This window comes from Saccharopolyspora sp. 6V (assembly GCF_020176785.1).
GTDB lineage: Bacteria > Actinomycetota > Actinomycetes > Mycobacteriales > Pseudonocardiaceae > Saccharopolyspora_C > Saccharopolyspora_C gregorii.
Genome location: NZ_JAIUKB010000053.1, coordinates 21,559 through 43,052, shown reverse-complemented (window position 1 = coordinate 43,052; position 21,494 = coordinate 21,559). Strand labels below are relative to the sequence as shown.

Genomic DNA, 21,494 nt, shown 5'->3' with positions numbered 1-21,494 from the left:
AATCGAGCCGGGATGGACCGCCCGGACGCTTCGGGGTATCTGCGCGCGCGATCCCGGAATCACATCCGAATTGATGATCCGGAAAATCGCTATCACCGGTGCGCCCGCAGTGCGCTGGCGCGCCACTCCGGACATGGTTGTTTCATCAGGATTTCACCGCGCGCTCGTGGCCGATCCACCGTTCTCCGTGCACGCCCACACCCGCTGGATCCCGCCTCTCGGAGTTCCCGGTGGCCGTCGGCGCTCCGCGCAGAAGTGCACGCGCTTGCCCTTCAGCTCGCCGGGCGGGCATCATCGCAGCTTCCGGCACCGGTCTTCGGTCACGATCCCCGCCCGACCATCCAGTCGAAGCCGTCGTCGACGGCTGTGCTCACTTGAAAGCCGTCTGACGTCTCCGGAACCGCAGGGGGCTTCCCGGGGTTTGATTGACACCTGATGTGTGAGGCTCCCTCCGGGGACCGCCCTTCATCGAGGCGGCGATCCGCACTGGCACGTGCACTCACGATCGTTAACATCCTGCGGCCCCTTCAGGGGGCCGCCCTTCATCGGGGCGTCGCGCGGCCGACGGCGGCTATCACTGCCGGGCGGGTGCACTTGCAGCGCCAGGGGCTGCCCCTCATCAGGCCCCGCGTCGCGCACCAACCGTCCAGAACCCCAAGAATCCCGACAATCGCACGTAGGGCAACCAGCCCTCCCCATTAGCTGGCTCAGCTGGCACCCAACCCGCGACGACGCACCCAACACGGCCGGACACAGGCGCGCAAAACGAATCCTCCCAAAATCCTCCCATCAGCGCCCCGGGCAGCACTTCCAGACCACAAAGGACAGACAAACAAGATCAATACCAATCAAGCAGAAAGCCCGCTGACCTGGACATTCGATCCAGATCAGCGGGCTTCTCGCGCGGTGGGCGCAGCTGGGTTCGAACCAGCGACCCCTTGCTTGTAAGGCAAGTGCTCTTCCGCTGAGCTATGCGCCCCGGGCGCGGCCGTCCGAAGATCGGCCGCGCTTCGGCCGGATCACTGTACCGACCGGGAACCGCCGGGCCTCACGCGGCCAGTTCGGCCAGCGCCTTCTTCCAGACGTTCTGGTCGCGGGCCTCGCCGGGCTGGTTGACCTCGGCGAAGCGGACCTTGCCGTCCTTGTCGATGAGGAAGGTGCCGCGCAGCGCCATGCCCGCCGGCTCGTGGAACACGCCGTAGGCCTTGGCGACCTCGCCGTGCGGCCAGAAGTCCGACAGCAGCGGGAAGGTGTAGCCCTGCTGCTCCGACCACGCCTTCAGCGCGAACGGGGTGTCCACCGAGATGCCCAGCACCTGCACCTGGTCGTTCTGGAAGTCGGCCAGGTCGTCGCGGACCTGGCACAGCTCGCCCTGGCAGACCCCGCTGAACGCGAAGGGGTAGAACACCAGCAGCACGTTCTTGTCGCCCTTGAAGCCGGACAGGGAGACCTGCTCCTTGTTGTAGTCCGGCAGCGTGAAGTCCGGAGCATCGGCGCCGACCTCGACCGTCATGCGCGCACCCTTCTGTTCGGCCTGTGCACGTACGCCGCCGAACCTACACCGATCACGCACACCTGGGCACCGGCGGCAGGTCGCCACCGGTGCCCAGGTGGTGGGTACGGCGATCCGCTCGGCGCTGGGCCGAACTCGTCAGCGCTTGGACTTGGCCTTGCGGTAAGCGAGCCTGGTACCCATCCAGGCTTCCCCCAGACTCGCGTTCGAGGTCTGGGCCAGGTTGGACGTGGACGCTGCCTCAGCGATGTCACTGGGTTCCACGTAGCCGTCCCGACCGGTCTTCGGCGTCAGCACCCAGATCACCCCCTCGTCGGCAAGAGGCGTCATCACGTCGAGGAGCGTGTCCGTCAGGTCACCGTCATCGTCCCGCCACCACAGCAGCACGACGTCGACGACCTCGTCGGCATCCTCATCGAGCAGTTCGCTCCCGCAACGCTCCTCGATCGCGGCACGAACGGCGTCGTCGACGTCCTCGTCCCAACCGATCTCCTGAACGACCATCTCCGGCTCGATGTCGAGCCTGTCGGCGACGTCGACCTCGCTCTTGCCGGCGTCTCCCGCGGCGACCACGGCGTTCTCACTCCTCCAATGCGGTGGTGCGGTGCCTCCACCGCACCCAGGTTGGGCAGATCTGGCCGATAGCGAACACTGCGAACCGCTTCCGGCGCAACTGCTGGGCGCACGACACGCCGGTATCCGGCGTGGAACTCGACTGTAGGCGCCCGCATCCAGGTCAGGCTAGAACGGTACCGCCAAGTAATGACCGCGGTGCACGCAGCGGCCGTGAAGATGGGGGACCATGGGACGTGTCGGGCGTCACCCCAGCCCGCGACAAGCACCGCAAGCAGTCGAGGAGTTCCTTTGCCCGCGCACAGCAACGACGTCGGCGGCACCCCGCAACGGGTGCGGGTCATCCGAGACGGTCTCGCCTCGCATCTCCCGGACATCGATCCGGAGGAGACCGAAGAATGGTTGCAGTCGTTCGACACGATGCTCGGCGAGCACGGCCAGCAGCGTGCCCGCTACCTGATGCTCCGCCTGCTGGAGCGCGCCCGCGAAGGCGGCGTCGGCGTTCCCGCCCTGACCAGCACCGACTACGTGAACACCATCGCCACCGACCAGGAACCGTGGTTCCCCGGCGATGAGGAGGTCGAACGGCGCTACCGCGCCTGGATGCGGTGGAACGCTGCGATGATGGTGCATCGTGCACAACGGCCCGGGATCGGCGTCGGCGGGCACATCTCCTCGTTCGCCTCGTCCGCCAGCCTCTACGAGGTCGGGTTCAACCACTTCTTCCGCGGCAAGGACCACCCCGGCGGGGGCGACCACCTCTACATCCAGGGCCACGCCTCCCCCGGCATCTACGCCCGCGCCTTCCTCGAAGGCAGGCTGACCACCGACCAGCTCGACGGGTTCCGCCAGGAGCACTCGCACGCGGGCCCCGGTGGCGGGCTGCCGTCCTACCCGCACCCGCGGCTGATGCCGAACTTCTGGGAGTTCCCCACCGTGTCGATGGGCCTCGGCCCGATGAACGCGATCTTCCAGGCCCGGTTCGACCGCTACTTGCACGACCGCGGCATCAAGGACACCAGCCAGCAACGCGTGTGGGCGTTCCTCGGCGACGGGGAGATGAACGAGCCCGAATCGCGCGGACTGCTGCACGTTGCGGCGAACGAAGGGCTGGACAACCTGACGTTCGTCGTGAACTGCAACTTGCAGCAGCTCGACGGGCCGGTGCGCGGCAACGGGAAGATCATCCAGGAGCTGGAGTCGTTCTTCCGCGGCGCGGGCTGGAACGTCATCAAGGTCGTGTGGGGCCGCGAGTGGGACTCGCTGCTGCACGCCGACCGGGACGGCGCGCTGGTCAACCTGATGAACACCACGCCCGACGGCGACTTCCAGACCTACAAGGCCAACGACGGCGCCTTCGTCCGCGAGCACTTCTTCGGCCGCGACCCGCGCACCAAGGACATGGTCAAGGACCTCACCGACGACGAGGTGTGGGCGCTGCGCCGCGGCGGCCACGACTACCGGAAGGTCCACGCCGCCTACAAGGCCGCCACCGAGCACCACGGGCAGCCCACCGTCATCCTCGCCAAGACGATCAAGGGCTACGGGCTCGGCCCGCACTTCGAGGGCCGCAACGCCACGCACCAGATGAAGAAGATGACCTTGGACGACCTCAAGCTGTTCCGGGACAGCCTGCGGATCCCGATCAGCGACGAGCAGCTCGAAGCCGACCCGTACCTGCCGCCCTACTACCACCCCGGTGAGGACGCTCCCGAGATCCAGTACCTGCGGGAACGCCGACAGCGGCTCGGCGGCTACCTGCCGGAGCGGCGGGTGAAGGCGAAGTCGCTCGTGCTGCCCGGCGACGACGTCTACGACGTGATCCGGCGCGGCTCCGGCAAGCAGGAGGTCGCCACCACGATGGCGTTCGTCCGGCTGCTCAAGGACCTCGCCAAGGACCCCGAGGTGGGACCGCGGATCGTGCCGATCATCCCGGACGAGGCGCGGACCTTCGGGATGGACTCGATGTTCCCGTCGCAGAAGATCTACAACCCGAACGGGCAGTCCTACACGCCGGTCGACTACCGGCTGATGCTCGCCTACCGGGAGAGCGAGCAGGGGCAGATCCTGCACGAAGGCATCAACGAGGCCGGGTCCAGCGCCTCGTTCACCGCCGCGGGCACCGCCTACGCCACCCACGGCGAACCGATGATCCCGATCTACATCTTCTACTCGATGTTCGGGTTCCAGCGCACCGGCGACAGCCTGTGGGCCGCCGGGGACCAGATGGCGCGCGGGTTCCTGCTCGGCGCCACCGCCGGGCGCACCACGCTCACCGGGGAGGGCCTGCAGCACGCCGACGGGCATTCGCTGCTGCTGGCGGCGACGAACCCCGCGGTGGTGTCCTATGACCCGGCGTGGGCGTTCGAGGTCGCGCACATCGTCAAGGACGGGCTGCGGCGGATGTACGGGCCGGACGCCGAGAACGTCTTCTACTACCTGACCGTCTACAACGAGCCATACCGGCAGCCCGCCGAACCGGACGACGTGGACGTGGACGGGCTGCTGCGCGGGCTGTACCTGTTCCGCCGCGGCACCGGTGGCTCCGTCCCCGCGCAGGTGCTGGCCTCCGGGGTGGCGATGCCGGAGGCGCTGCGCGCGCAGCAGCTGCTCGCCGAGGAGTGGGACGTGCGGGCCGACGTGTGGTCGGCGACCTCGTGGACCGAGCTGCGCCGCGAGGCCGAGTCCGTCGACCGGCACAACCTGCTGTACCCCGACTCCGAGCCGAAGGTGCCGTACGTGACGCGCGCGCTGCTGGACACCGACGGGCCGGTGGTGGCGGTCAGCGACTGGATGCGGGCGGTGCCGGACCTGATCCGCTCGTGGGTGCCGGGCGACATGGTGAGCCTGGGCGCCGACGGGTTCGGCTTCTCCGACACCCGCCCGGCGGCGCGCCGGGTGTTCCTGGTGGACGCCGAGTCCACCGTGGTCGCCGTGCTCGCCGCGCTGGCCCGCCGCGGACTCGTCGACCGGTCCCGGGTCACCGAGGCCGCGCAGCGCTACCGGCTGGGCGATGTGCGAGCCGCCGGTCCGCAGACCTCCGAGTCCGGCGCCTGAAACGGACCGCCACCCGGGCCGCTCGGCGGAGCGGGTGGCAGAACCTCAGCGGGATGATCGCTCGCGACGTCCTCGCGCGAATCCCGCTGAGAACCACCGGATGGTCCTGTTCCGCGCCGGGTCGCTGCTCAGCGGGGAATCGGCAGGACCCACCGCCCAGGTCCGGGCGAAACGGGCCGCCCCGCGACGGGACGGCCCGTTCGCCGTTCAGACCCGGGTCGGGGCCAGCTGCTGCGACTTGGCGGTGCGGTTCCAGCTCCACCAGCCGTGCACCACCAGCGCGGCGAACACCACGTAGATCGCGGCGCTGAAGTGCAGCCCGGACGCCAGCTGCAACGGCACCCCGACCGCGTCCACGGCCAGCCACACCAGCCAGAACTCGACCAGACCGCGGCCCTGCGCCCAGAACGCGACCGCGGTACCGACGAAGATCCAGGCGTCCGGCCACGGCGCCCAGGAGGCGTCCAGCGCCGTCAGCAGCAGCGCGAACCCGGTGGTGGCCGCCGCCAGCACGCCCAGCAGCACCAGCCGCTCGCGCGCGGTCCCCTTGCGCACCGCCACCCCGTACACCGGGTCGCTGCGGCGGTTCCACGCCCACCAGCCGTACACCGAGATCAGCAGGATCACGATCTGCCGGACGGCCAGCCCGCCGAGCTGCGCCGACGCGTACACCGCGAACAGCAGCACCGTCGCCGTCACCTGCACCGGCCAGGTCGCCAAGGTGCGGCGCTGCGCCAGGAAGACCACGGCGAGCGCGCACAGCTGCCCCACCAGCTCTGCCCAGGAGATCTGCTGGCCCAGCACGGTGATCCCATTGCCGAGCAACCATTCCGCCGCAGCGCGCACAACCCACTCCTCCCAGCCGGTCCTGGCGCCGGGGATGGTCGGGAACGCGACGGGCGCCGGTGCCGCGGACGGCGACCGGTTCCGGTCAGGTACCCGTGCGCCGCCTCCCATCCGGACTGTCACCGTCGGTTCCGGAATTCCACCGGATCGGCCGGGCTCCCCGGGCCGGGTTCGGCCGGGAGGCGCCGGTTCGCGGACTGTCACCGCCGGTTCGGAATCTCACCGAGCCCCGGAGCGCACGACTTCTCGTACTCCTGCCAACATCGTCGACCGCGGGAGTTGTTCCGTCGCCAACTGGTGGCTCGGATCACACCACGGGTGAGTCGTCGCTCAAGTGATCGAACAAACGTGCGTCGCGGGGTACAGTGGCGATCTCCGGTTGAACGGATCTCATCGGCCGGGCGGCGAGCGCTCGACGCGAAGGGGGTGGCGGGGTGAACGACGTCGATCAGGCGATCCTGGCGTTCGAGAGCGAGTTCTGGCGCTACCCGGGCAGCAAGGACCGCGTCATCCAGGAGCGGTTCGGCCTCTCGCCGACGCGCTACTACCAGCGGCTCAACCGGTTGCTGGACGAGCCGGAGGCGCTGGCCCAGCAGCCGGTCCTGGTGAAGCGATTATTGCGGATGCGGGCCGAACGCTCCGATCGTCGAGCGGCGGCCCCCCGGCGCTGACCTCCGCCGAGTTCGACCGCCCACGGCCCGCCCCTCGGCTCCGGGCGCGGGGAACTCGGGCAGCAGGACCGCGGCGGCTTTCTCCCGGAGACCCCGGTCTCGGGAACTCCGGCGACTCCCTCCCCCGGGAACCGGCGAAGCACCCACCGCGCGCGAGGACGAGCCGTGCGGTTCCGCCCCCACCCAGGCGATGTGCGGCCGAGCGGTGGCCTAAGCGTCCGCGGCGGCCTGCTGCTCCGGGGTGAGCTGGCGCTCCTGCTGGATGCGCACCAGGTCCGCGAGCAGCGGCGCGGCCTGCGCCGGTGACAGCGCGGCGAACGCGGCCTTGATCGACTCGACGTCGCCCGCGGTCTGCGCGGGAGCCGGTGGAGCCTGCTGCTGCGGCACGGCGGGCGCCTGCTGCTGCGGGGCGGCCTGCTGCTGCGGCGCTGGGGTCTGCGTGGCGAGCAGCCCGTTGACGAGGTCCACCAGCATCGCCACCGGGGTGCGCGGTCCGAGCGCGGTGTTCCAGCCGGCGATCTGCCCTTCCGGCCCGCGCGGGCCCAGCAACTCGTTCTCGATGCGGCGCAGGATCGCGTCCTGTTCGGGCGTCATGTCGGCGTTCTCCTGTTCACTCGTGGCGAGTTCGGCCCGGAAGCGGTCCAGGTCGACGTGGCCGGGGTCGATCTTGCCGGTCACGCTGGTCTCCTTGTGCCCGCGCGCGGCCTCGGGAGGTGCTCCGATGTGGTCGAGCACGGCCCTGGTCGCGGTCAGCGCTGCGGCGTACTGCTCGGGGCTGGGCCCCTGCTCGACGCCCTGGTAGTCCCATTCGAAGCCGACGTAGAGCACGTTGCCGTCGCCTTCGGGCACCGGCCCGGCGGCCCGCGCCTTCCCAGCGTGGTTGGCGCGCCCGGCGGAGATCAAGTGCACCACGCCGTCGAAGCCGATCAGCCCGTGGCACAGCGGCCCGGCCAGGTCGGACCGCCCGTCGACGACGAGCTGCAGGCTCGGCGCCGGGTCCTCGTAGGAGGCGACCGTGGCGGTGTGGTGCTCCAGCACCCCGACGGGTTCGGGCTGCGCGCCCGAGTTCGCGGTGCGTTCCAGCCATCCGGGCGTCTCCACGACGGTGAGCCCCGCCGCCCGCAGCACGTCTCCCAGCCACACCAGCGGCAGAGCCATCGCCATCACTCCCCTGGCGGCCGTCGGTGGCCGCGTCGCCTGCTCCCATCGTGTCCCGCGGTGCGCCGCACCGGCCACGCCTGATCGGATGAAATGCCGCTGCGCTGCCGGTTTCCGGGGGCCGAACCGGGCGTGGCGAGCGGGCGACGCCGCGCCGGACCCCGGTCCCGCCTACCTGGTCGCCCGGTCCGCGGTGCACGCGGTGCCCGGCACCGGGCGTCGCGGGGGCGTGCGATTCTGGCGGCATGCATTCCGAAGGCGCAGGTGAACAAGGCGAACGCATTTCCTCGACCACCCTGCGCGCACTGGAGCGGGCTTCCGGGGACCTGGCGACGGCGAGCGTCGGCGCCATGGAGCAGCGGTTGCCGTGGTTCCGCAGGCTGCCCGCCGATCAGCGGGCGAGCGTGCTGCTGGTGACGCAGACCGGGGTGTCGAACTTCGTGGCCTGGATGCAGGATCCGACGGAGGCCATCCGGTTGACGGCGGAGGCGTTCCGCGCCGCTCCGAAGGACCTGTCGCGGTGGGTGAGCCTGCGGCAGACGCTGGACCTGGTGCGCGCGGCGATCGACGTGTTCGAGCAGCGGTTGCCGGAACTCGCCGAGCAGGAGGCGGAGCGCACCGCGCTCACCGAGTCGATCCTGCGCTACACGCGGGAGATCGCGTTCGCGGCGGCCACCTCGTACGCGGCGGCGGCCGAGGCGCGCGGTGCGTGGGACGCGCGGCTGGAGGCGCTCGTCGTGGACGGCATCGTGCGCGGCGACCCCGAGGAGTCGCTGCTGTCGCGGGCCGCCGCGCTCGGCTGGGAGCCGGGTTCGGAGGCGACGGTGCTGGTCGGCACGGCCCCCTCCGACGACCCGCCGACGATCATCTACCAGGTGCGCCGGAGCGCGGCCCGCGCCGGACGTCCGGTGCTGCTCGGCGTGCAGGGCACCCGCTTGGTGGTGGTGTTCGGCGGCCCGTCCGACGACCACGGCGCGCCGGCGGCGGCGGACAAGCTGGCGGAGGCCTTCGACAGCGGCCCCGTGGTGGTCGGCCCGACGGTGGCGAGCCTGTCCGAGGCGCACCGCTCGGCGGCGGACGCGATGTCCGGCCTGCGGGCGGTGGTGGCCTGGCCGACGGCGCCGCGCCCGGTGCTGGCGGAGGACCTGCTCCCGGAGCGCGCGCTGGCCGGTGATCCGGAGGCGGAGCGCCAGCTGGTCGAGGGCATCGTGCTGCCGCTGGTGGACGCGGGCGGTGCGCTGCTGGAGACGGTGGACACCTACCTGGAGCTGGGCGGGGTGCTGGAGAACTGCGCCCGGCAGCTGTACGTGCACCCGAACACCGTGCGGTACCGGCTGCGCCGGGTCGCCGAGCTGACCGGCCGCACCCCGGCGAACGCGCGGGACGCCCTGGTGCTGCGGGTAGCGTTGTCCGTGGGCCGGCTGGCGCGGGCCCGCGGCCTGTGGTGATCGGTCCCGTGTCGGCACCGGACCGGCACGAGCGACAACGAATCACGGTGCGTGATGCCCGAATCGTCGTTGTCCTTGTAGACACTCCACAAGATTGTGCCTCGGACTTCGTCCGTACCGGCATCACGCCGATCTCGGTCGGCCATGTGTAGTAGCAGGGTGATCGCGCTCCTCGCTCCCGGACAGGGCTCCCAGGCCCCCGGCATGCTCTCCCCGTGGCTCGAACCGGACGGCGCCCGCGAGCGCGTCGAGGCCTGGTCGGAGCACGCCGGCCTGGACCTGGTCCGGTTGGGCACCACCGCCGACGCGGACGAGATCAAGGACACCGCGGTCACGCAGCCGCTGGTGGTGGCGCTGTCCCTGCTGGCGGCCGAGCAGCTGCGCGCCCGCTTCGACGTGCCCGCGGAGACCCCGGTGGCTGGTCATTCGGTGGGCGAGCTGGCGGCGGCGGCGATCGCAGGCGTGCTCTCCCCCGACGACGCGGTCGCGCTGGCCGCGGTGCGCGGCCGGGAGATGGCGGCGGCGTGCGCCCTGGAACCGACCGCGATGTCCGCGGTGATGGGCGGGGACCGGGACGCCGTGATCTCCCACCTGGAGTCGCTGGGCCTGGACCCGGCGAACTGCAACGGTGCGGGCCAGATCGTCGCGGCCGGCCGCAAGCCCGCGCTGGAGGCGCTGGCCGAGGAGCCGCTGCCGGGCACGAAGGTGCGTCCGCTGGCCGTGGCCGGGGCGTTCCACACCCGCTTCATGGCTCCCGCGCAGGACGCGTTCGGCGCGCGGGCGCAGGAGGCGGCGGCGAAGGACCCGGCGTTCCCGCTGCTGTCCAACTCGGACGGCTCGTTCGTCGAGTCCGGCGACGAGTTCGTGCGCCTGCTCGTCGCGCAGATCACCCGGCCGGTGCGCTGGGACCACTGCATGACCGCCCTCGCCGAGCGCGGGGTGACGGCGGTGGTCGAGTTCCCGCCCGCCGGTGCGCTGACCGGCCTGGTGCGCCGCGAGCTCAAGGGCACCAAGACCGTGGCGCTGAAGAAGCCCGAAGACCTCGACAAGGTCGCCGACCTGCTGGCAGCGGACTCCGAGGAGACCGCCCAGGACGCGAACACCTCTGGGAGCGATGCGTGAGCACACCGACCCTGCGCAAGTCCACCGGACCGGCGGCGACCAAGCTGCTCGGCTTCGGTAGCACCCAGGGCAACCGGGTCGTGACCAACCACGACCTGGCCGAGATCGTCGACACGAACGACGAGTGGATCCAGCAGCGCGTCGGCATCGTGCACCGCCGCCTCGGCGACGAGGACCAGACCGTGGTCTCGATGGCCGTGGAGGCCGGTTCGAAGGCGATCGCCGACGCGGGCCTGACTCCGGCCGACGTCGACCAGGTGATCATCGCGACCTGCACGATGCCGGGCGGGATCCCCAACGCGGCCGCGCAGGTCGCCGACAAGATCGGCATCAAGGCCTCCGGCGCGTTCGACCTCAACGCCGCCTGCGCCGGGTTCTGCTACGCGCTCAACACCGCATCGGACATGGTGCTGGCCGGTTCGGCCCGCCGGGTGCTGGTGATCGGCGCGGAGCGGTTCCAGGAGTGGATCGACTGGGAGGACCGGGCGAACTGCATCATCTTCGCCGACGGCGCGGGTGCGGCGGTCGTGGGACCGGCCGACGAGCCGGGCATCGCCCCGGCCGCGCTGGGCAGCGCGGGTGACCTGGTCGACACGATCTACCTGCGCGACGGCAAGTACATCTACCAGGAGGGCCAGTCGGTCTTCCGCTGGGCGACCACCCAGATCGCGCCGGTGGCGATGCGGGCCGTGGAGCTCGCGGGCCTGGAGCTGTCCGATGTGGACGCCCTGGTCGCGCACCAGGCGAACCTGCGGATCGTCGAGGGCATCGCCAAGAAGCTGCAGAGCCAGGGTGCCCGCGACGACCTGGTGGTCGCGCGTGACATCGTCTACTCGGGCAACACCTCGGCCGCGTCGATCCCGCTCGCGATCGACCACATGCGGTCGGCGGGCGAGCTCTCCAGCGGCGATGTGCTGCTCCTGGTCGGTTTCGGGGCGGGATTGTCCTACGCCGGCCAGGTCGTGATCTGCCCCTGAGCGCGTCCGCGCTCACCGGAACCGCCGCGGGCACGTCCGCGGTGACCACCGCAACAACGAAAGGAACCATCGTGGCGAACGAGGAAATCGCGCAGGGTCTCGCCGGCATCGTCGAAGAGGTCGCGGGTGTGGACGCCGACGAGGTCACCGTCGAGAAGTCCTTCGTCGACGACCTCGACATCGACTCGCTGTCGATGGTCGAGATCGCCGTGCAGGCGGAGGACAAGTTCGGCGTCAAGATCCCCGACGACGAGCTGGCGAACCTCAAGACCGTGGGTGATGCGGTGGACTACATCACCAAGAACGCATGACGGCGACCGACGTCGTCATCACCGGGATGGGCGCGACGACACCACTCGGTGGTGACGTCGCGTCCACCTGGGACGGTCTGCTGACCGGTCGCAGCGGGGTGCGCAGGCTGACGGCGGAATGGGTCGACAAGTACGACCTGCCCGCCAAGATCGGCGCTCCGCTGGTCGTGGAGCCCGCCGAGGTGCTGCCCCGCGTGCAGCTGCGCCGGCTGGACCGCTGCCAGGCGATCGCGATCATCGCGGCCCGCCAGGCCTGGAGCGACGCCGGTTACGACATGCCCACCGACGAGCACCAGTCGGTGGATCCGGATCGGCTCGGTGTCGCGCTCGGCACCGGGATCGGCGGTCCGGTGACGCTGCTCGACCAGGACGACCTGCTGGAGCAGCACGGGCTGCGCAAGATCTCGCCGCTGACCGTGCCGATGCTCATGCCCAACGGGCCCGCGGCGCACGTCGGCATCGACCTGCGCGCGCGAGCCGGGGTGCACTCCCCCGCCTCCGCCTGCGCCTCCGGTGCGGAGGGGCTGGCGCGCGGGTGGGACATGATCCGCTCCGGGCAGGCCGACGTGGTCGTGGCCGGTGGCGCCGAGTCCTGCATCCACCAGATCACCGTGGCCGGGTTCTGCCAGGCCCGGACGCTGAGCACCCGCAACGACGAGCCCGAGCTGGCCTCGCGCCCGTTCGACACGGGCCGGGACGGCTTCGTCCTCGGCGAAGGCGCCGGCGTGGTGATCCTGGAGAGCGCCGAGCACGCCAAGGCGCGCGGAGCGCGGATCTACGGCCGGCTGGGCGGGGTGGGCATCACCTCCGACGCCTACCACATCACCGGCAGCCACCCGGACGGCGTCGGCCAGGTCAACGCGATGACGCAGGCCGTGCGCACCGCGGGCCTGTCCACCTCCGACGTCGAGCACGTCAACGCGCACGCGACCTCCACCGTGGTCGGTGACGTGGGCGAGGCGGCGGCGATCCGCAAGGCGTTCGGCGACGGGGTCGCGCTGACCGCGCCGAAGAGCGCGCTCGGGCACCTCGTGGGCGGCGCCGGTGCGGTCGAGAGCATCGTGACGCTGCTGTCGATCTACCACGGGCAGATCCCGCCCACCCGCAACCTCGACGAGCTCGACCCGAAGGTGGAGCTGGACGTGGTGACGGACAAGCCGCGGCACGTCGAGGTGTCGGCCGCGGTGAACAACTCCTTCGGTTTCGGCGGGCACAACGTGGCATTGGCCTTCACCAAGGCCTGATGTCCCGGCCGCTCGCGCGAGCGCCCCGCCTCCCGGTGCGAACCGGAGGGCGGGGCGCTCCTCGTCGTGCGGCTGCCGTCAGCAGGGCACGGCGAGCGCGCTGCCCGGCAGGCTGTTGGTGTCGAGCCGGAACCCGCCGCCGTCCACGACCATCGGGTAGACCACGCGCCACCGCAGGCACGCCGACTGCATCCCGGCGGGGGCGTCCTTCGGGTCCTGGGTGCTGACGAAGGTCATCAGGACGCGCACCGAGTCGTCCGGGCCCGGTTCGATCCGGTGCACCTTGATGGCGGCGTCGCGCGTGGTGGCGTACTCGCGCTGCCACTTGTCCTCGGGCAGCTGCTGCTGCTTGGCCGCGACGACCGTGGTCTTCCAGGTCTCGTAGCGGCGCGTGTTGATCGCGTTGAAGTGCATCTGGAGGGTCCAGCGGATGTCCGCGTGGTCCGGGTGCGCCTCCGCGTCCGGGGTGAACTCGATGTTGGCGTACTCGGAGCTCTCCGGCTGCCCCGGCACGCCCGGGTCGATGCCCGCGAGCACCGAGTCGGGGTAGTACTGCTGCGCCGCGACCCCGCCGACGCCCGCCGCGATCAGCACGAGCGCGGCGATCGGCACCCCCCACTTCCACCAGGAGTGCTGCGAACGACCGGCCGGAGAATACGACTGCACGCCGATCAGCTTCCCACAGCCGCACGTCCCGCGACCGCACCGGGCGCGGACCGGACCTCGGTCAGCCCACCCGGTGCAGCCAGCTGACCGGTGCGCCGTCGCCCGCGTGGCGGAACAGCTCCAGCTCCGCGTCCCAGGCGGCGCCGAGCAGCTGGTCGACGCGGTGGGTGAACGATTCGGAGCCGCGGCTGTTGGCGGCGAGCGTGCGCAACTGGTCCTCGCTGACGACGATGTCGCCGTTGGCGCTGGTGCGCGCGTTCCACAGGCCGAGCCCGGGCACGTGGCAGAAGCGCTGCCCGTCGATCCCCGGGCTGGGGTCCTCGGTGATCTCGAAGCGCAGCATCGGCCACGCGCGCAGCGCGGTGACGAGCTTGGATCCGGTACCGGGTTCGCCGGTCCAGGTGAGTTCGGCGCGCAACTGCCCAGGCGCCGCGGGTTGCGCCGTCCAGCGGAGTTCCGCCCGCGTGCCGAGTGCGCCGGCAACGGCCCACTCGATGTGCGGACAGACCGCAGACGGCGACGAGTGGACGTAGATCACGCCACTTGTGCTGCCACGGGTGCTCACTGCTGACCTCCGCTGTTCGACGAGGGACGTCTTCCCCTACGACCTCGTCCTGCGGCGATCCGATCACGGGTGATCGGCGTCATTCTGCACGGGCCTCGACCGCGACCGCCACATGAAGTGGGTGAACTCCCCGTACGGGTCGCGCGGTTCGACTACGGTTCGCCGGAGCTCCCCGGCCCACCCGGCGCGGGGTCGTCGCAGTTCCGGGCGCACCCGCGCGACGCAGCGGGCGCCCCGAACGGCGCAACGGAGCAGGTGCGGACGAGTGGCCGATACCACTCGAACGGGGGAGTACGCGGAGTAGGCGAGAATGCCGACCCGGGCCCGGCGGCGGCAGGCCGGCCCGAGCTTCGGGGACGGGAGACGAGCATGCGAGTGGTGCGGCTCGGCGAGGAGCCGACCGAGATCGGCGCGGACATCCGGGCGGCCGTGACGGCCTGGGGGCCGGGCAGCGGCGTGTACGGCGGGGTCGCGGTGTGCGGCGTGCGGCCGCCGGGGGCGCCGCGGGCGCTGGACGCGGTGCTGGTGCTGCCCCGCGGCATCGTGGTGGTCGTCGGCGTGGACCTGCCGGGGTCGGTGCTCTCGCTGGAGGCCCCGGTGCAGACGCCGTGGACGGTGGACGGCTGGCCGCTGCTGCGCCAGGACTCGGCGATGAACCCCGCGCTGGACGCGCTGGAGTCGGCCGCCGCGCTGGCCCGCGCGCTGCAGTCCCGGGGCGCGGAACCGCTGCCGGTGGCCGCGATCATCGCCGTCGGTCCCTACGCGGAGCGGATCATCCAGCCGACGAGCGATCTGCACCGCGGGGTGCGGGTGCTGTACCCGTCCACGACGAGCATGCTCGCGGCGGCCCGCGAGCTCGCCACCTACGAGCGGGCGTGCGGGGTGGAGGCTGCTCGGAAGGTGCTGGGCGTCCTCGACGAGCGCACGCGCCGGATCTCGGTGGCGGAGCTGACCGAGGAGGGCTTCCCGGATTCGGTGGCGCCCGACCTCGCCGTGGCGAGCACGCTGCTCATCCCGAAGGTGGCGGACGAGCCGGCGCCCGGCCCGCCCGCGCGCCCGGACGGCCTGCGGGAGCGGCTCGCCGCGGTGCCGCGCCGCGCGAAGCTGCTGGTGCTGGGCGCGGTGGCGGTGGTGCTGGCCGGTGCGGTGTCCGCGCTGCTGCTGGCCGGTGGTTCGGAGGGGGCTCGGGAGGTCGCGGCGCAGCGGGTGGACGGCGTCGCGTTCACCCGGACCAGCGCCGAGCAGGGCGGGGACTGCACCGAGGCCGCGTTCGGGGACGTGCGGGCCTGGTTCCAGCGGCACCCGTGCGAGGGGCTGTCCCGGCAGGTCTTCGACGGGGAGACGGCGGGCCGCACGGCGGTCGTGTCGGTCGCGGTGGTGGACCTGGGGTCGGCGACCCCGGCGCGGAACCTGCGGGAGCTGCTGAACACGCCCGGTTCCGGCGGCATCGCCGACTCGGGCGCGGAGCCGGGGATGCCGAGCTCGCCGGAGTTCGCGGACGCCGCGGCGGCGGTGCAGCAGACCGGCGGGCGGCTGCGGGCGGTGCAGGCCGCGTGGGCCGAGGGCCGGTCGGATCCGGACGACGTCGCGCTGCGCGCCCTCGCCGAACGGGGCCTCCGCCTGCGCGCCCCGGCGTAGCGGCCACCTGTTCCGCCCGCCGATGAGCGAATCCACGCGCGGGCCGCCCGGGCGTCCTCGGGGGGGCCCTCGCGCGGAGGACGTCCTCTCCGCGGCGGGAGCAGCCGGCGGTTCCGCCGCACCGGCCGAGCACGACGGGTGCGGCGGTTCAACCCCAGAAGGTGGCGGGAGCGGTGGCGCACCCGTCGTCCGAGCAGGCCGGTGCGACCGGGCGCACGTCGGTGCCGTCGATGAGCCACTGCCTGCCGTCGCCGGCGGACACGAGGTACCGGCCGACGCGGTCCACCGACAGCTGCACCTGCTCGGCGGGGACGTCGCCCCCGGTGCCGAACGGAACACCGCCGCCGATCGCCCGGCCGCTGTCCGCGTCGAGCGTGGCGATCCGCAGCCGCTCCGCACCGCCGCAGTCGGTGGCGGCGAGCACCGCGAGGTCCCGCTCGGCCCAGGCGAGCGCGCGCGGCCCGCAGGTCCCGGCGGGCTGCGGCACCGGCGCCCCCAGTTCGCCGGCGCCGGGTGCCACCACGTGGATCGCGGAGTCGGAGGTGAGCACCGCGAGCCGCCCACCACCGCCGACCGCCAGGTCGTGCACCTGCTGCCCGGCCGGAACGGGTATCCGGCGCGCCGGACCGGCTCCGTCGACGACGATCTCGTCGTCGTCGGAGTAGGCGAACAGCCCGTCGCCCGCTGCCAGTGCGGTGCCGCTGCCGGTGCGGTGCGCCACCGGGCGCACGATGCGGTCCGGGCCGAGCACGACGATGTCGCTGCCGCCGTCGGCCGGGACGGTCGCGTACACGCGGTTCCCGTCGGCGGCCAGCGATCCGCGCACCGGCGCGGGCAGGTCGGCGAGCACGTCGTTGCGCTTCCCGGTGAGCACGTCGAACGAGGCGAGCGACGTGGCGGGCGCGGCGACGTAGCTGTTCGGGGCGATGCTGACCGGTTCCGGCGCCCGCGGGCCGGTGGGCACGACCGCGAGGACCACCAGGAACGCGGCGGTGGCGGCGACCGCGATCCCGCCCGCGGCGATCAGCGGGCGCCGCGAGGGCCTGCGGGACCGGCGCTGCCGGGCGGCCAGCAGCCTGGGCAGGGTGTCCCCGCGCGGCTCGACGTCGTCGACGATGGCGTGCAGCGCGCTGCGCAGCTCGTCGACGTCCTGCGTGTCGTTTGGATCCCTCACACCCGCTCCCGCAGCAGATCCGACAGCCGTGCCACTCCCCGCGAGCAGTACGACTTCACCGCACCCTGGCTCACGCCCATCAGCTGCGCGGTGCGCGCTTCGCTGAAGTCGGCGTAGTAGCGCAGCACCACCGCTTCCCGCTGCCTGCGCGGCAGCTGGGTGAGCGCGTCGGCGAGCACCGCCCGGTCCAGTCCGCGCCCGGTGTCGTCCGGACGCGAGTCCTCGGTGGCGATCCGAGGTTGGTACCGCTTGGCGACCATCCGGCGCCGCAGCACCGACCGGGCCCGGTTGAGCACCGCCTGCCGCAGGAACGCCAGCGCCTTCTCCGGATCGCGCAGCCGCGCCCTGGAGTCGAACACCCGCACGTAGGCGTCCTGCACGATGTCCTCCGCGGAGGCGCGATCATCGACGAGCAGCACGGCTATGCGCAGCAGTTGCCGGTAGTTGTCCTGGTAGAGCTCGGTGAGTTTGGTCGTCAGTTCATCCATGGCCGCCAGCCCGTCGCCCGGCCAGGCGGTCACGGGCAATGCGATCGAAACCGTCACATCTCTGCACGACGCCCGAGACCCCCTTCGCGGTTGGCAGCCGACGCGGACCGGATTTCCACCGTTGGCTCCGACCGGCGGAGAGGCGCAGCTTACCGTCCGCCACGAACGGCCTCGCGGAGTGATCGTCGGCCTCGGACGCGACGGCCGGTCCCGGTACCGCGCAGGACCAGCGGAGGCCGGTCCGCGCAGGCCGCGCGGCCTGCGGGGCCACCGCCGCGTCGGGGTTCGCCGCATCCGGCCGACGGTTCGGTCCACAGCGGACGGAGGTGGTCGCGACCTGGCTCCAGCCGGACGCGGCGACGAGTGGGAATCGACACATCCAAGATCGTCCTGATGGTGTAACCGCTGGTCAGCCGATCAACGCCGCGCTCACTCGCCCGTTTGGCAGCCGATGCCGCCGGGTGCGCGTTCGACTACCGTCGGCGGCGACACGGGATCTGTTCCGCGTTCGGCATGCGATGGGAGGATAGGCGGCCTCCCGGCCGCCTGAACCGACATGAAGTTCGGCATCTCGACGTTCAACACCGACGAAGGCATCGGGCCCGCGGAACTGGGTCGTGCTCTGGAGGAACGCGGGTTCGACGCGATGTTCCTCGCCGAGCACACCCACATCCCCGCGAGCCGCGAGACGCCCTACCCGGGCGGAGGCGACCTGCCCCGCATCTACTACCGCACCCTGGACCCGTTCGTGAGCCTCACCGCGGCCGCGGCCGTGACGGAGAAGCTGGTGCTGGGCACCGGGATCGCGCTGATGGTGCAGCGCGACCCGATCACCACGGCGAAGGAGGTCGCCAGCCTGGACCTCGTCTCGGGTGGGCGGGTGGTGTTCGGCATCGGCGCGGGCTGGAACCGCGACGAGATGCGCAACCACGGCACGGATCCGGGCAGGCGCGGCGCGCTGATGGACGAGCGGATCCGGGCGATGCGCGAGATCTGGACCAACGAGCTCGCCGAGTTCCACGGGGAGCACGTCGACTTCGACCCGGTGTACTCGTGGCCGAAGCCGGTGCAGAGCCCGCACCCGCCGATCTACATCGGCGGTGAGAGCGAGCGCTCCTTCGCCCGCGTCGCCGAGTACGGCGGCGGCTGGCTGCCCCGGGCGGGCACCGAGAACCTGGGCGAACTGGTCGAGAAGGTGCGCGAGCGCGCCGGGTGGCGGGTGCCGGTGTCGCTGTACGCCGCGCCGAAGGACGCACCGCTGGAGGAGTACGCGGCGGCCGGGGTGGACCGCGTCCTGTTCTACCTGCCGACGAAGCCGCGGGACGCGACGTTGGAACGGCTCGACCTGCTCGCCGGCGTGGTGGCCCGGCACGGCTGAGCCGCGCGGGGGCGGCCGGTGCCGGCGGCCGCCCCTTACATCCTGGTTACTTCCCGGTCTTGCACTGGACATGGGGGACACCGCAGGCAGATCCTTGCGACTGCTTTGCAGATCGGTGCGATCAACGAGGCATGTTGCGTGCACAACTGCTTGATCGCGGAAACGGAGACCGGGGACGGTGGCGAACACGACGACAACGACGCCGACGGACGAGGCGTCACCACGACGGAAGTGGAGTCCCCGGCAGGTCCTCGTGTGGACGCTGGTGGCAGTGGTGGGGGCCATCGCCTGGGGCGTCATCGCGCTCAGCCGCGGCGAGGAGATCTCCGCGGCCTGGCTGGTGTTCGCCGCGCTGGCCTCCTACGCGATCGGGTACCGGTTCTACGCGCGGTTCATCGCCTACCGGGTGCTGCGGACCGACGACACCCGCGCCACCCCGGCGGAGCGGCTGAACAACGCGGCCGACTTCCAGCCCACCGACCGCAGGGTGCTGTTCGGGCACCACTTCGCGGCGATCGCGGGCGCCGGACCGCTGGTGGGGCCGGTGCTGGCCGCGCAGATGGGCTACCTGCCCGGCACCATCTGGATCATCGTCGGCGTCGTGTTCGCGGGCGCCGTGCAGGACATGGTGGTGCTGTTCTTCTCCACCCGCCGCGACGGGCGCAGCCTCGGGCAGATGGCGCGGGAGGAGATCGGGCCGGTGGGCGGCATCGCCGCGCTCATCGCCGTGCTCGCCATCATGATCATCCTGCTGGCGGTGCTGGCGCTGGTCGTGGTCGGTGCGCTGAAGGGCTCGCCGTGGGGCACGTTCTCCATCGGCATGACCATCCCGATCGCCCTGTTCATGGGCATCTATTTGCGGTTCCTGCGGCCGGGGCGGATCATCGAGACCTCGATCATCGGGATCGCGCTGCTGCTGCTGAGCATCATCGGCGGCAGCTGGGTCGCCGACTCCGCGCTCGCCGGAACGTTCACGCTCTCCGGCAACGAAGTGGTGCTGGCGCTCGTCGTGTACGGCTTCATCGCCTCGGTGCTGCCGGTGTGGATACTGCTGGCGCCACGGGACTACCTGAGCACGTTCATGAAGGTCGGCGTCATCGTGATGCTGGCCGTGTCGATCCTCATCGCGATGCCGGTGATGAAGACCGAGGCGATCACCGAGTTCGCGTTCAACGGCCAGGGGCCGGTGTTCGCGGGCACCCTGTTCCCGTTCGTGTTCATCCAGATCGCGTGCGGTGCGCTGTCCGGGTTCCACGCGCTGGTGTCCTCCGGCACCACGCCGAAGCTGATCGAGAAGGAATCCCAGGTCCGGGTCATCGGCTACGGCGGGATGCTCACCGAGTCGTTCGTGGCGATCATGGCGCTGGCCGCGGCCTGCATCATCGACCCGGGCATGTACTACGCGATGAACATGCCCAGCGCGGCGCTCGGCGACACCCTGCAGTCCGCGTCCGACGCGGTCGCCGGGGTCGGGTTCTCCATCAGCCCCGAGCAGCTCGCCGCCGCGGCCGCCGCCGTGGACGAGGAGACGCTGGTGGGCCGCAGCGGCGGCGCCCCGACCCTCGCCCTCGGCCTCTCCGAGGTGTTCTCGCAGGTCCTCGGCGGGGACGCGATGCGGGCGTTCTGGTACCACTTCGCGGTCATGTTCGAGGCGCTGTTCATCCTCACCACCGTCGACGCGGGCACCCGGGTGGGGCGGTTCATGCTCCAGGACACCGTCGGCAACGTGTGGAAGCGCTTCGGCGACGTCACTTGGAAGCCCGGCATCTGGATCTCCAGCGCGGCCATCGTCGGCGGCTGGGGCTACTTCCTGTGGACCGGGGTGAACGACCCGCTGGGCGGCATCAACCAGTTGTTCCCGCTGTTCGGCATCGCCAACCAGCTGCTGGCGGCCGTCGCCCTCGCCGTCGCGACCACCGTGCTGATCAAGTCGGGTCGGGCGAAGTACGCGTGGGTGACGATCGTGCCGCTGGCCTGGGACGCCGTGGTGACGCTGACCGCCAGCTGGCAGAAGGTGTTCTCCGCGGACCCGAAGCTCGGCTTCTTCGCGCAGCGCAGTGCCTACCAGGCCGCGATCGACGCCGGGGAGACCAGCAAGGGCTCGGCGGCCACCGTCGACGAGATGCGGCAGGTCGTCACCAACTCCACGGTGTGCGGCGTGCTCAGCGTGCTGTTCGCCGTGCTCATCCTGGTGGTGCTCGCCGACGCGATCCGGGTGTGGATCAAGGCGCTGCGCAGCACCGCACCGCTGCCCGACACCGAGACCCCGCACACCGAGTCGGCGCTGTGGGCGCCGTCCGGGCTGGTCCCCACCGCCGAGGAGCGGCGGATCATGCGGGAACGGCGGGAGCCGGAGGACCGGCAGGAAGTGGGCGCGGGGACGTGAGCCCCCGGTCCGCCGCCGCGGGGGCGGTGCTGTCCCGGCTGGGACGCTCCGCCCGCGAGGCCTGGCAGATCGCCCGGGGCATCGTCGGCGAAACCGCCTACGAGCGCTACCTGGAGCACCACCGCGCGCACCACCCCGGCACACCGCCGCTGGGCGAGCGGGAGTTCTGGCGGCGGCACGTGGACCGCGGGGACGTCCAGCCCGGCTCGCGCTGCTGCTGACCGCTGCTGTTCGGGGGCGGAGGTTCCGCCGGGCCTCGCGAGGTGACGGCTGCGGCGG

The 21,494-nt window shown here is 71.7% G+C and carries 19 protein-coding genes, 1 tRNA gene and 1 riboswitch; of the genes, 11 read left to right on the top strand and 9 right to left on the bottom strand.

The annotated features are described in order from the left end of the window. Positions 1-907: 907 nt before the first annotated feature. The 3 genes from LCD35_RS11830 to LCD35_RS11820 all read right to left on the bottom strand — a co-directional run bounded on the left by LCD35_RS11830 (position 908) and on the right by LCD35_RS11820 (position 2,086). Positions 908-979, bottom strand: a tRNA-Val gene (locus tag LCD35_RS11830). Positions 980-1,048: 69 nt separating this feature from the next. After that, entirely contained in the window at positions 1,049-1,513 is a 465-nt protein-coding gene (locus tag LCD35_RS11825; protein WP_225044174.1) for a peroxiredoxin, read from the bottom strand. Positions 1,514-1,651: 138 nt separating this feature from the next. Next, positions 1,652-2,086: a DUF3052 domain-containing protein gene (locus LCD35_RS11820; RefSeq protein WP_184477758.1), complete on the bottom strand. Its 435-nt coding sequence runs from the start codon at positions 2,084-2,086 to the stop codon at positions 1,652-1,654. Between the two features lie 291 nt (positions 2,087-2,377). Between LCD35_RS11820 and aceE the strand changes: the two genes are divergently transcribed. Further along, the gene (aceE, locus tag LCD35_RS11815; protein ID WP_225044173.1) at positions 2,378-5,143 is read left to right on the top strand and encodes a pyruvate dehydrogenase (acetyl-transferring), homodimeric type; all 2,766 of its coding nucleotides are present in this window, start codon (positions 2,378-2,380) and stop codon (positions 5,141-5,143) included. A 207-nt stretch (positions 5,144-5,350) separates the two neighbouring features. Here the strand turns inward: aceE and LCD35_RS11810 are convergent, their stop codons facing one another. Then, positions 5,351-5,989: a nicotinamide mononucleotide transporter family protein gene (locus LCD35_RS11810; protein ID WP_224961732.1), complete on the bottom strand. Its 639-nt coding sequence runs from the start codon at positions 5,987-5,989 to the stop codon at positions 5,351-5,353. Between the two features lie 95 nt (positions 5,990-6,084). Further along, positions 6,085-6,229, bottom strand: a riboswitch (FMN riboswitch). A gap of 194 nt (positions 6,230-6,423) precedes the next feature. Here LCD35_RS11810 and LCD35_RS11805 point away from each other — a divergent pair. Next, positions 6,424-6,660, top strand: coding sequence for a DUF3263 domain-containing protein (locus LCD35_RS11805; RefSeq protein WP_224966353.1), 237 nt, complete (start codon positions 6,424-6,426; stop codon positions 6,658-6,660). A gap of 210 nt (positions 6,661-6,870) precedes the next feature. Here the strand turns inward: LCD35_RS11805 and LCD35_RS11800 are convergent, their stop codons facing one another. Next, a complete protein-coding gene (locus LCD35_RS11800) occupies positions 6,871-7,818 on the bottom strand; it encodes an N-acetylmuramoyl-L-alanine amidase (RefSeq protein ID WP_225044172.1) in 948 nt (315 codons plus the stop codon). Between the two features lie 245 nt (positions 7,819-8,063). Here LCD35_RS11800 and LCD35_RS11795 point away from each other — a divergent pair, with 245 nt between their 5' ends. The 5 genes from LCD35_RS11795 to LCD35_RS11775 all read left to right on the top strand — a co-directional run bounded on the left by LCD35_RS11795 (position 8,064) and on the right by LCD35_RS11775 (position 12,920). Further along, positions 8,064-9,266, top strand: coding sequence for a CdaR family transcriptional regulator (locus LCD35_RS11795; protein WP_225044171.1), 1,203 nt, complete (start codon positions 8,064-8,066; stop codon positions 9,264-9,266). Positions 9,267-9,410: 144 nt separating this feature from the next. Next, positions 9,411-10,388, top strand: a complete 978-nt coding sequence (locus LCD35_RS11790; protein ID WP_255614751.1) for an ACP S-malonyltransferase — start codon at positions 9,411-9,413, stop codon at positions 10,386-10,388. After that, positions 10,385-11,365 carry a beta-ketoacyl-ACP synthase III gene (locus LCD35_RS11785; protein WP_224961742.1) on the top strand — a complete coding sequence of 327 codons (981 nt, stop codon included), beginning with the start codon at positions 10,385-10,387 and terminating at the stop codon, positions 11,363-11,365. The genes LCD35_RS11790 and LCD35_RS11785 overlap by 4 nt, the downstream gene beginning before the upstream one ends. A 71-nt stretch (positions 11,366-11,436) precedes the next feature. Further along, a complete protein-coding gene (locus LCD35_RS11780) occupies positions 11,437-11,676 on the top strand; it encodes an acyl carrier protein (protein WP_373689974.1) in 240 nt (79 codons plus the stop codon). Continuing rightward, positions 11,673-12,920, top strand: a complete 1,248-nt coding sequence (locus tag LCD35_RS11775) for a beta-ketoacyl synthase (RefSeq protein WP_224961744.1) — start codon at positions 11,673-11,675, stop codon at positions 12,918-12,920. The genes LCD35_RS11780 and LCD35_RS11775 overlap by 4 nt, the downstream gene beginning before the upstream one ends. A gap of 78 nt (positions 12,921-12,998) precedes the next feature. Here LCD35_RS11775 and LCD35_RS11770 read toward each other — a convergent pair whose 3' ends face one another. Together LCD35_RS11770 and LCD35_RS11765 are read right to left on the bottom strand one after the other, a co-directional pair. Continuing rightward, positions 12,999-13,586, bottom strand: a complete 588-nt coding sequence (locus LCD35_RS11770) for a hypothetical protein (protein WP_224961746.1) — start codon at positions 13,584-13,586, stop codon at positions 12,999-13,001. A gap of 61 nt (positions 13,587-13,647) precedes the next feature. Next, the gene (locus LCD35_RS11765; protein WP_224961748.1) at positions 13,648-14,151 is read right to left on the bottom strand and encodes a DUF3145 domain-containing protein; all 504 of its coding nucleotides are present in this window, start codon (positions 14,149-14,151) and stop codon (positions 13,648-13,650) included. Positions 14,152-14,520: 369 nt separating this feature from the next. Here LCD35_RS11765 and LCD35_RS11760 point away from each other — a divergent pair, with 369 nt between their 5' ends. Continuing rightward, positions 14,521-15,789 carry a hypothetical protein gene (locus LCD35_RS11760; protein ID WP_224961749.1) on the top strand — a complete coding sequence of 423 codons (1,269 nt, stop codon included), beginning with the start codon at positions 14,521-14,523 and terminating at the stop codon, positions 15,787-15,789. A 148-nt stretch (positions 15,790-15,937) separates the two neighbouring features. Here the strand turns inward: LCD35_RS11760 and LCD35_RS11755 are convergent, their stop codons facing one another. Both LCD35_RS11755 and LCD35_RS11750 read right to left on the bottom strand, forming a co-directional pair. Next, positions 15,938-16,963 (bottom strand): hypothetical protein, encoded by a 1,026-nt coding sequence (locus LCD35_RS11755; protein ID WP_224966351.1) that lies wholly within the window; start codon positions 16,961-16,963, stop codon positions 15,938-15,940. Next, on the bottom strand, positions 16,960-17,484 hold the full coding sequence (locus LCD35_RS11750; RefSeq protein WP_224961753.1) for a SigE family RNA polymerase sigma factor: 525 nt from the start codon (positions 17,482-17,484) through the stop codon (positions 16,960-16,962). Before LCD35_RS11750 ends, LCD35_RS11755 begins: the two co-directional genes overlap by 4 nt. Before the next feature lie 523 nt (positions 17,485-18,007). Between LCD35_RS11750 and LCD35_RS11745 the strand changes: the two genes are divergently transcribed. The 3 genes from LCD35_RS11745 (at position 18,008) to LCD35_RS11735 (ending at position 21,436) form a co-directional block, all read left to right on the top strand. Next, positions 18,008-18,829 (top strand): LLM class F420-dependent oxidoreductase, encoded by an 822-nt coding sequence (locus tag LCD35_RS11745; RefSeq protein WP_224961755.1) that lies wholly within the window; start codon positions 18,008-18,010, stop codon positions 18,827-18,829. A gap of 265 nt (positions 18,830-19,094) precedes the next feature. Then, a complete protein-coding gene (locus LCD35_RS11740) occupies positions 19,095-21,215 on the top strand; it encodes a carbon starvation CstA family protein (RefSeq protein WP_224961757.1) in 2,121 nt (706 codons plus the stop codon). Beyond that, complete coding sequence (locus tag LCD35_RS11735) at positions 21,212-21,436, top strand: YbdD/YjiX family protein (protein ID WP_225044170.1); 225 nt, start codon at positions 21,212-21,214, stop codon at positions 21,434-21,436. The genes LCD35_RS11740 and LCD35_RS11735 overlap by 4 nt, the downstream gene beginning before the upstream one ends. Positions 21,437-21,494 lie beyond the last annotated feature (58 nt).

Coding starts and splice junctions, on each gene's coding strand:
- LCD35_RS11800 (WP_225044172.1), bottom strand. CDS start 7,818: ATGGCTCTGCCGCTGGTGTGGCTGGGAGACGTGCTGCGGGCGGCGGGG.
- LCD35_RS11790 (WP_255614751.1), top strand. CDS start 9,411: ATGTGTAGTAGCAGGGTGATCGCGCTCCTCGCTCCCGGACAGGGCTCC.
- LCD35_RS11795 (WP_225044171.1), top strand. CDS start 8,064: ATGCATTCCGAAGGCGCAGGTGAACAAGGCGAACGCATTTCCTCGACC.
- LCD35_RS11775 (WP_224961744.1), top strand. CDS start 11,673: ATGACGGCGACCGACGTCGTCATCACCGGGATGGGCGCGACGACACCA.
- LCD35_RS11745 (WP_224961755.1), top strand. CDS start 18,008: ATGAAGTTCGGCATCTCGACGTTCAACACCGACGAAGGCATCGGGCCC.
- LCD35_RS11825 (WP_225044174.1), bottom strand. CDS start 1,513: ATGACGGTCGAGGTCGGCGCCGATGCTCCGGACTTCACGCTGCCGGAC.
- LCD35_RS11760 (WP_224961749.1), top strand. CDS start 14,521: ATGCGAGTGGTGCGGCTCGGCGAGGAGCCGACCGAGATCGGCGCGGAC.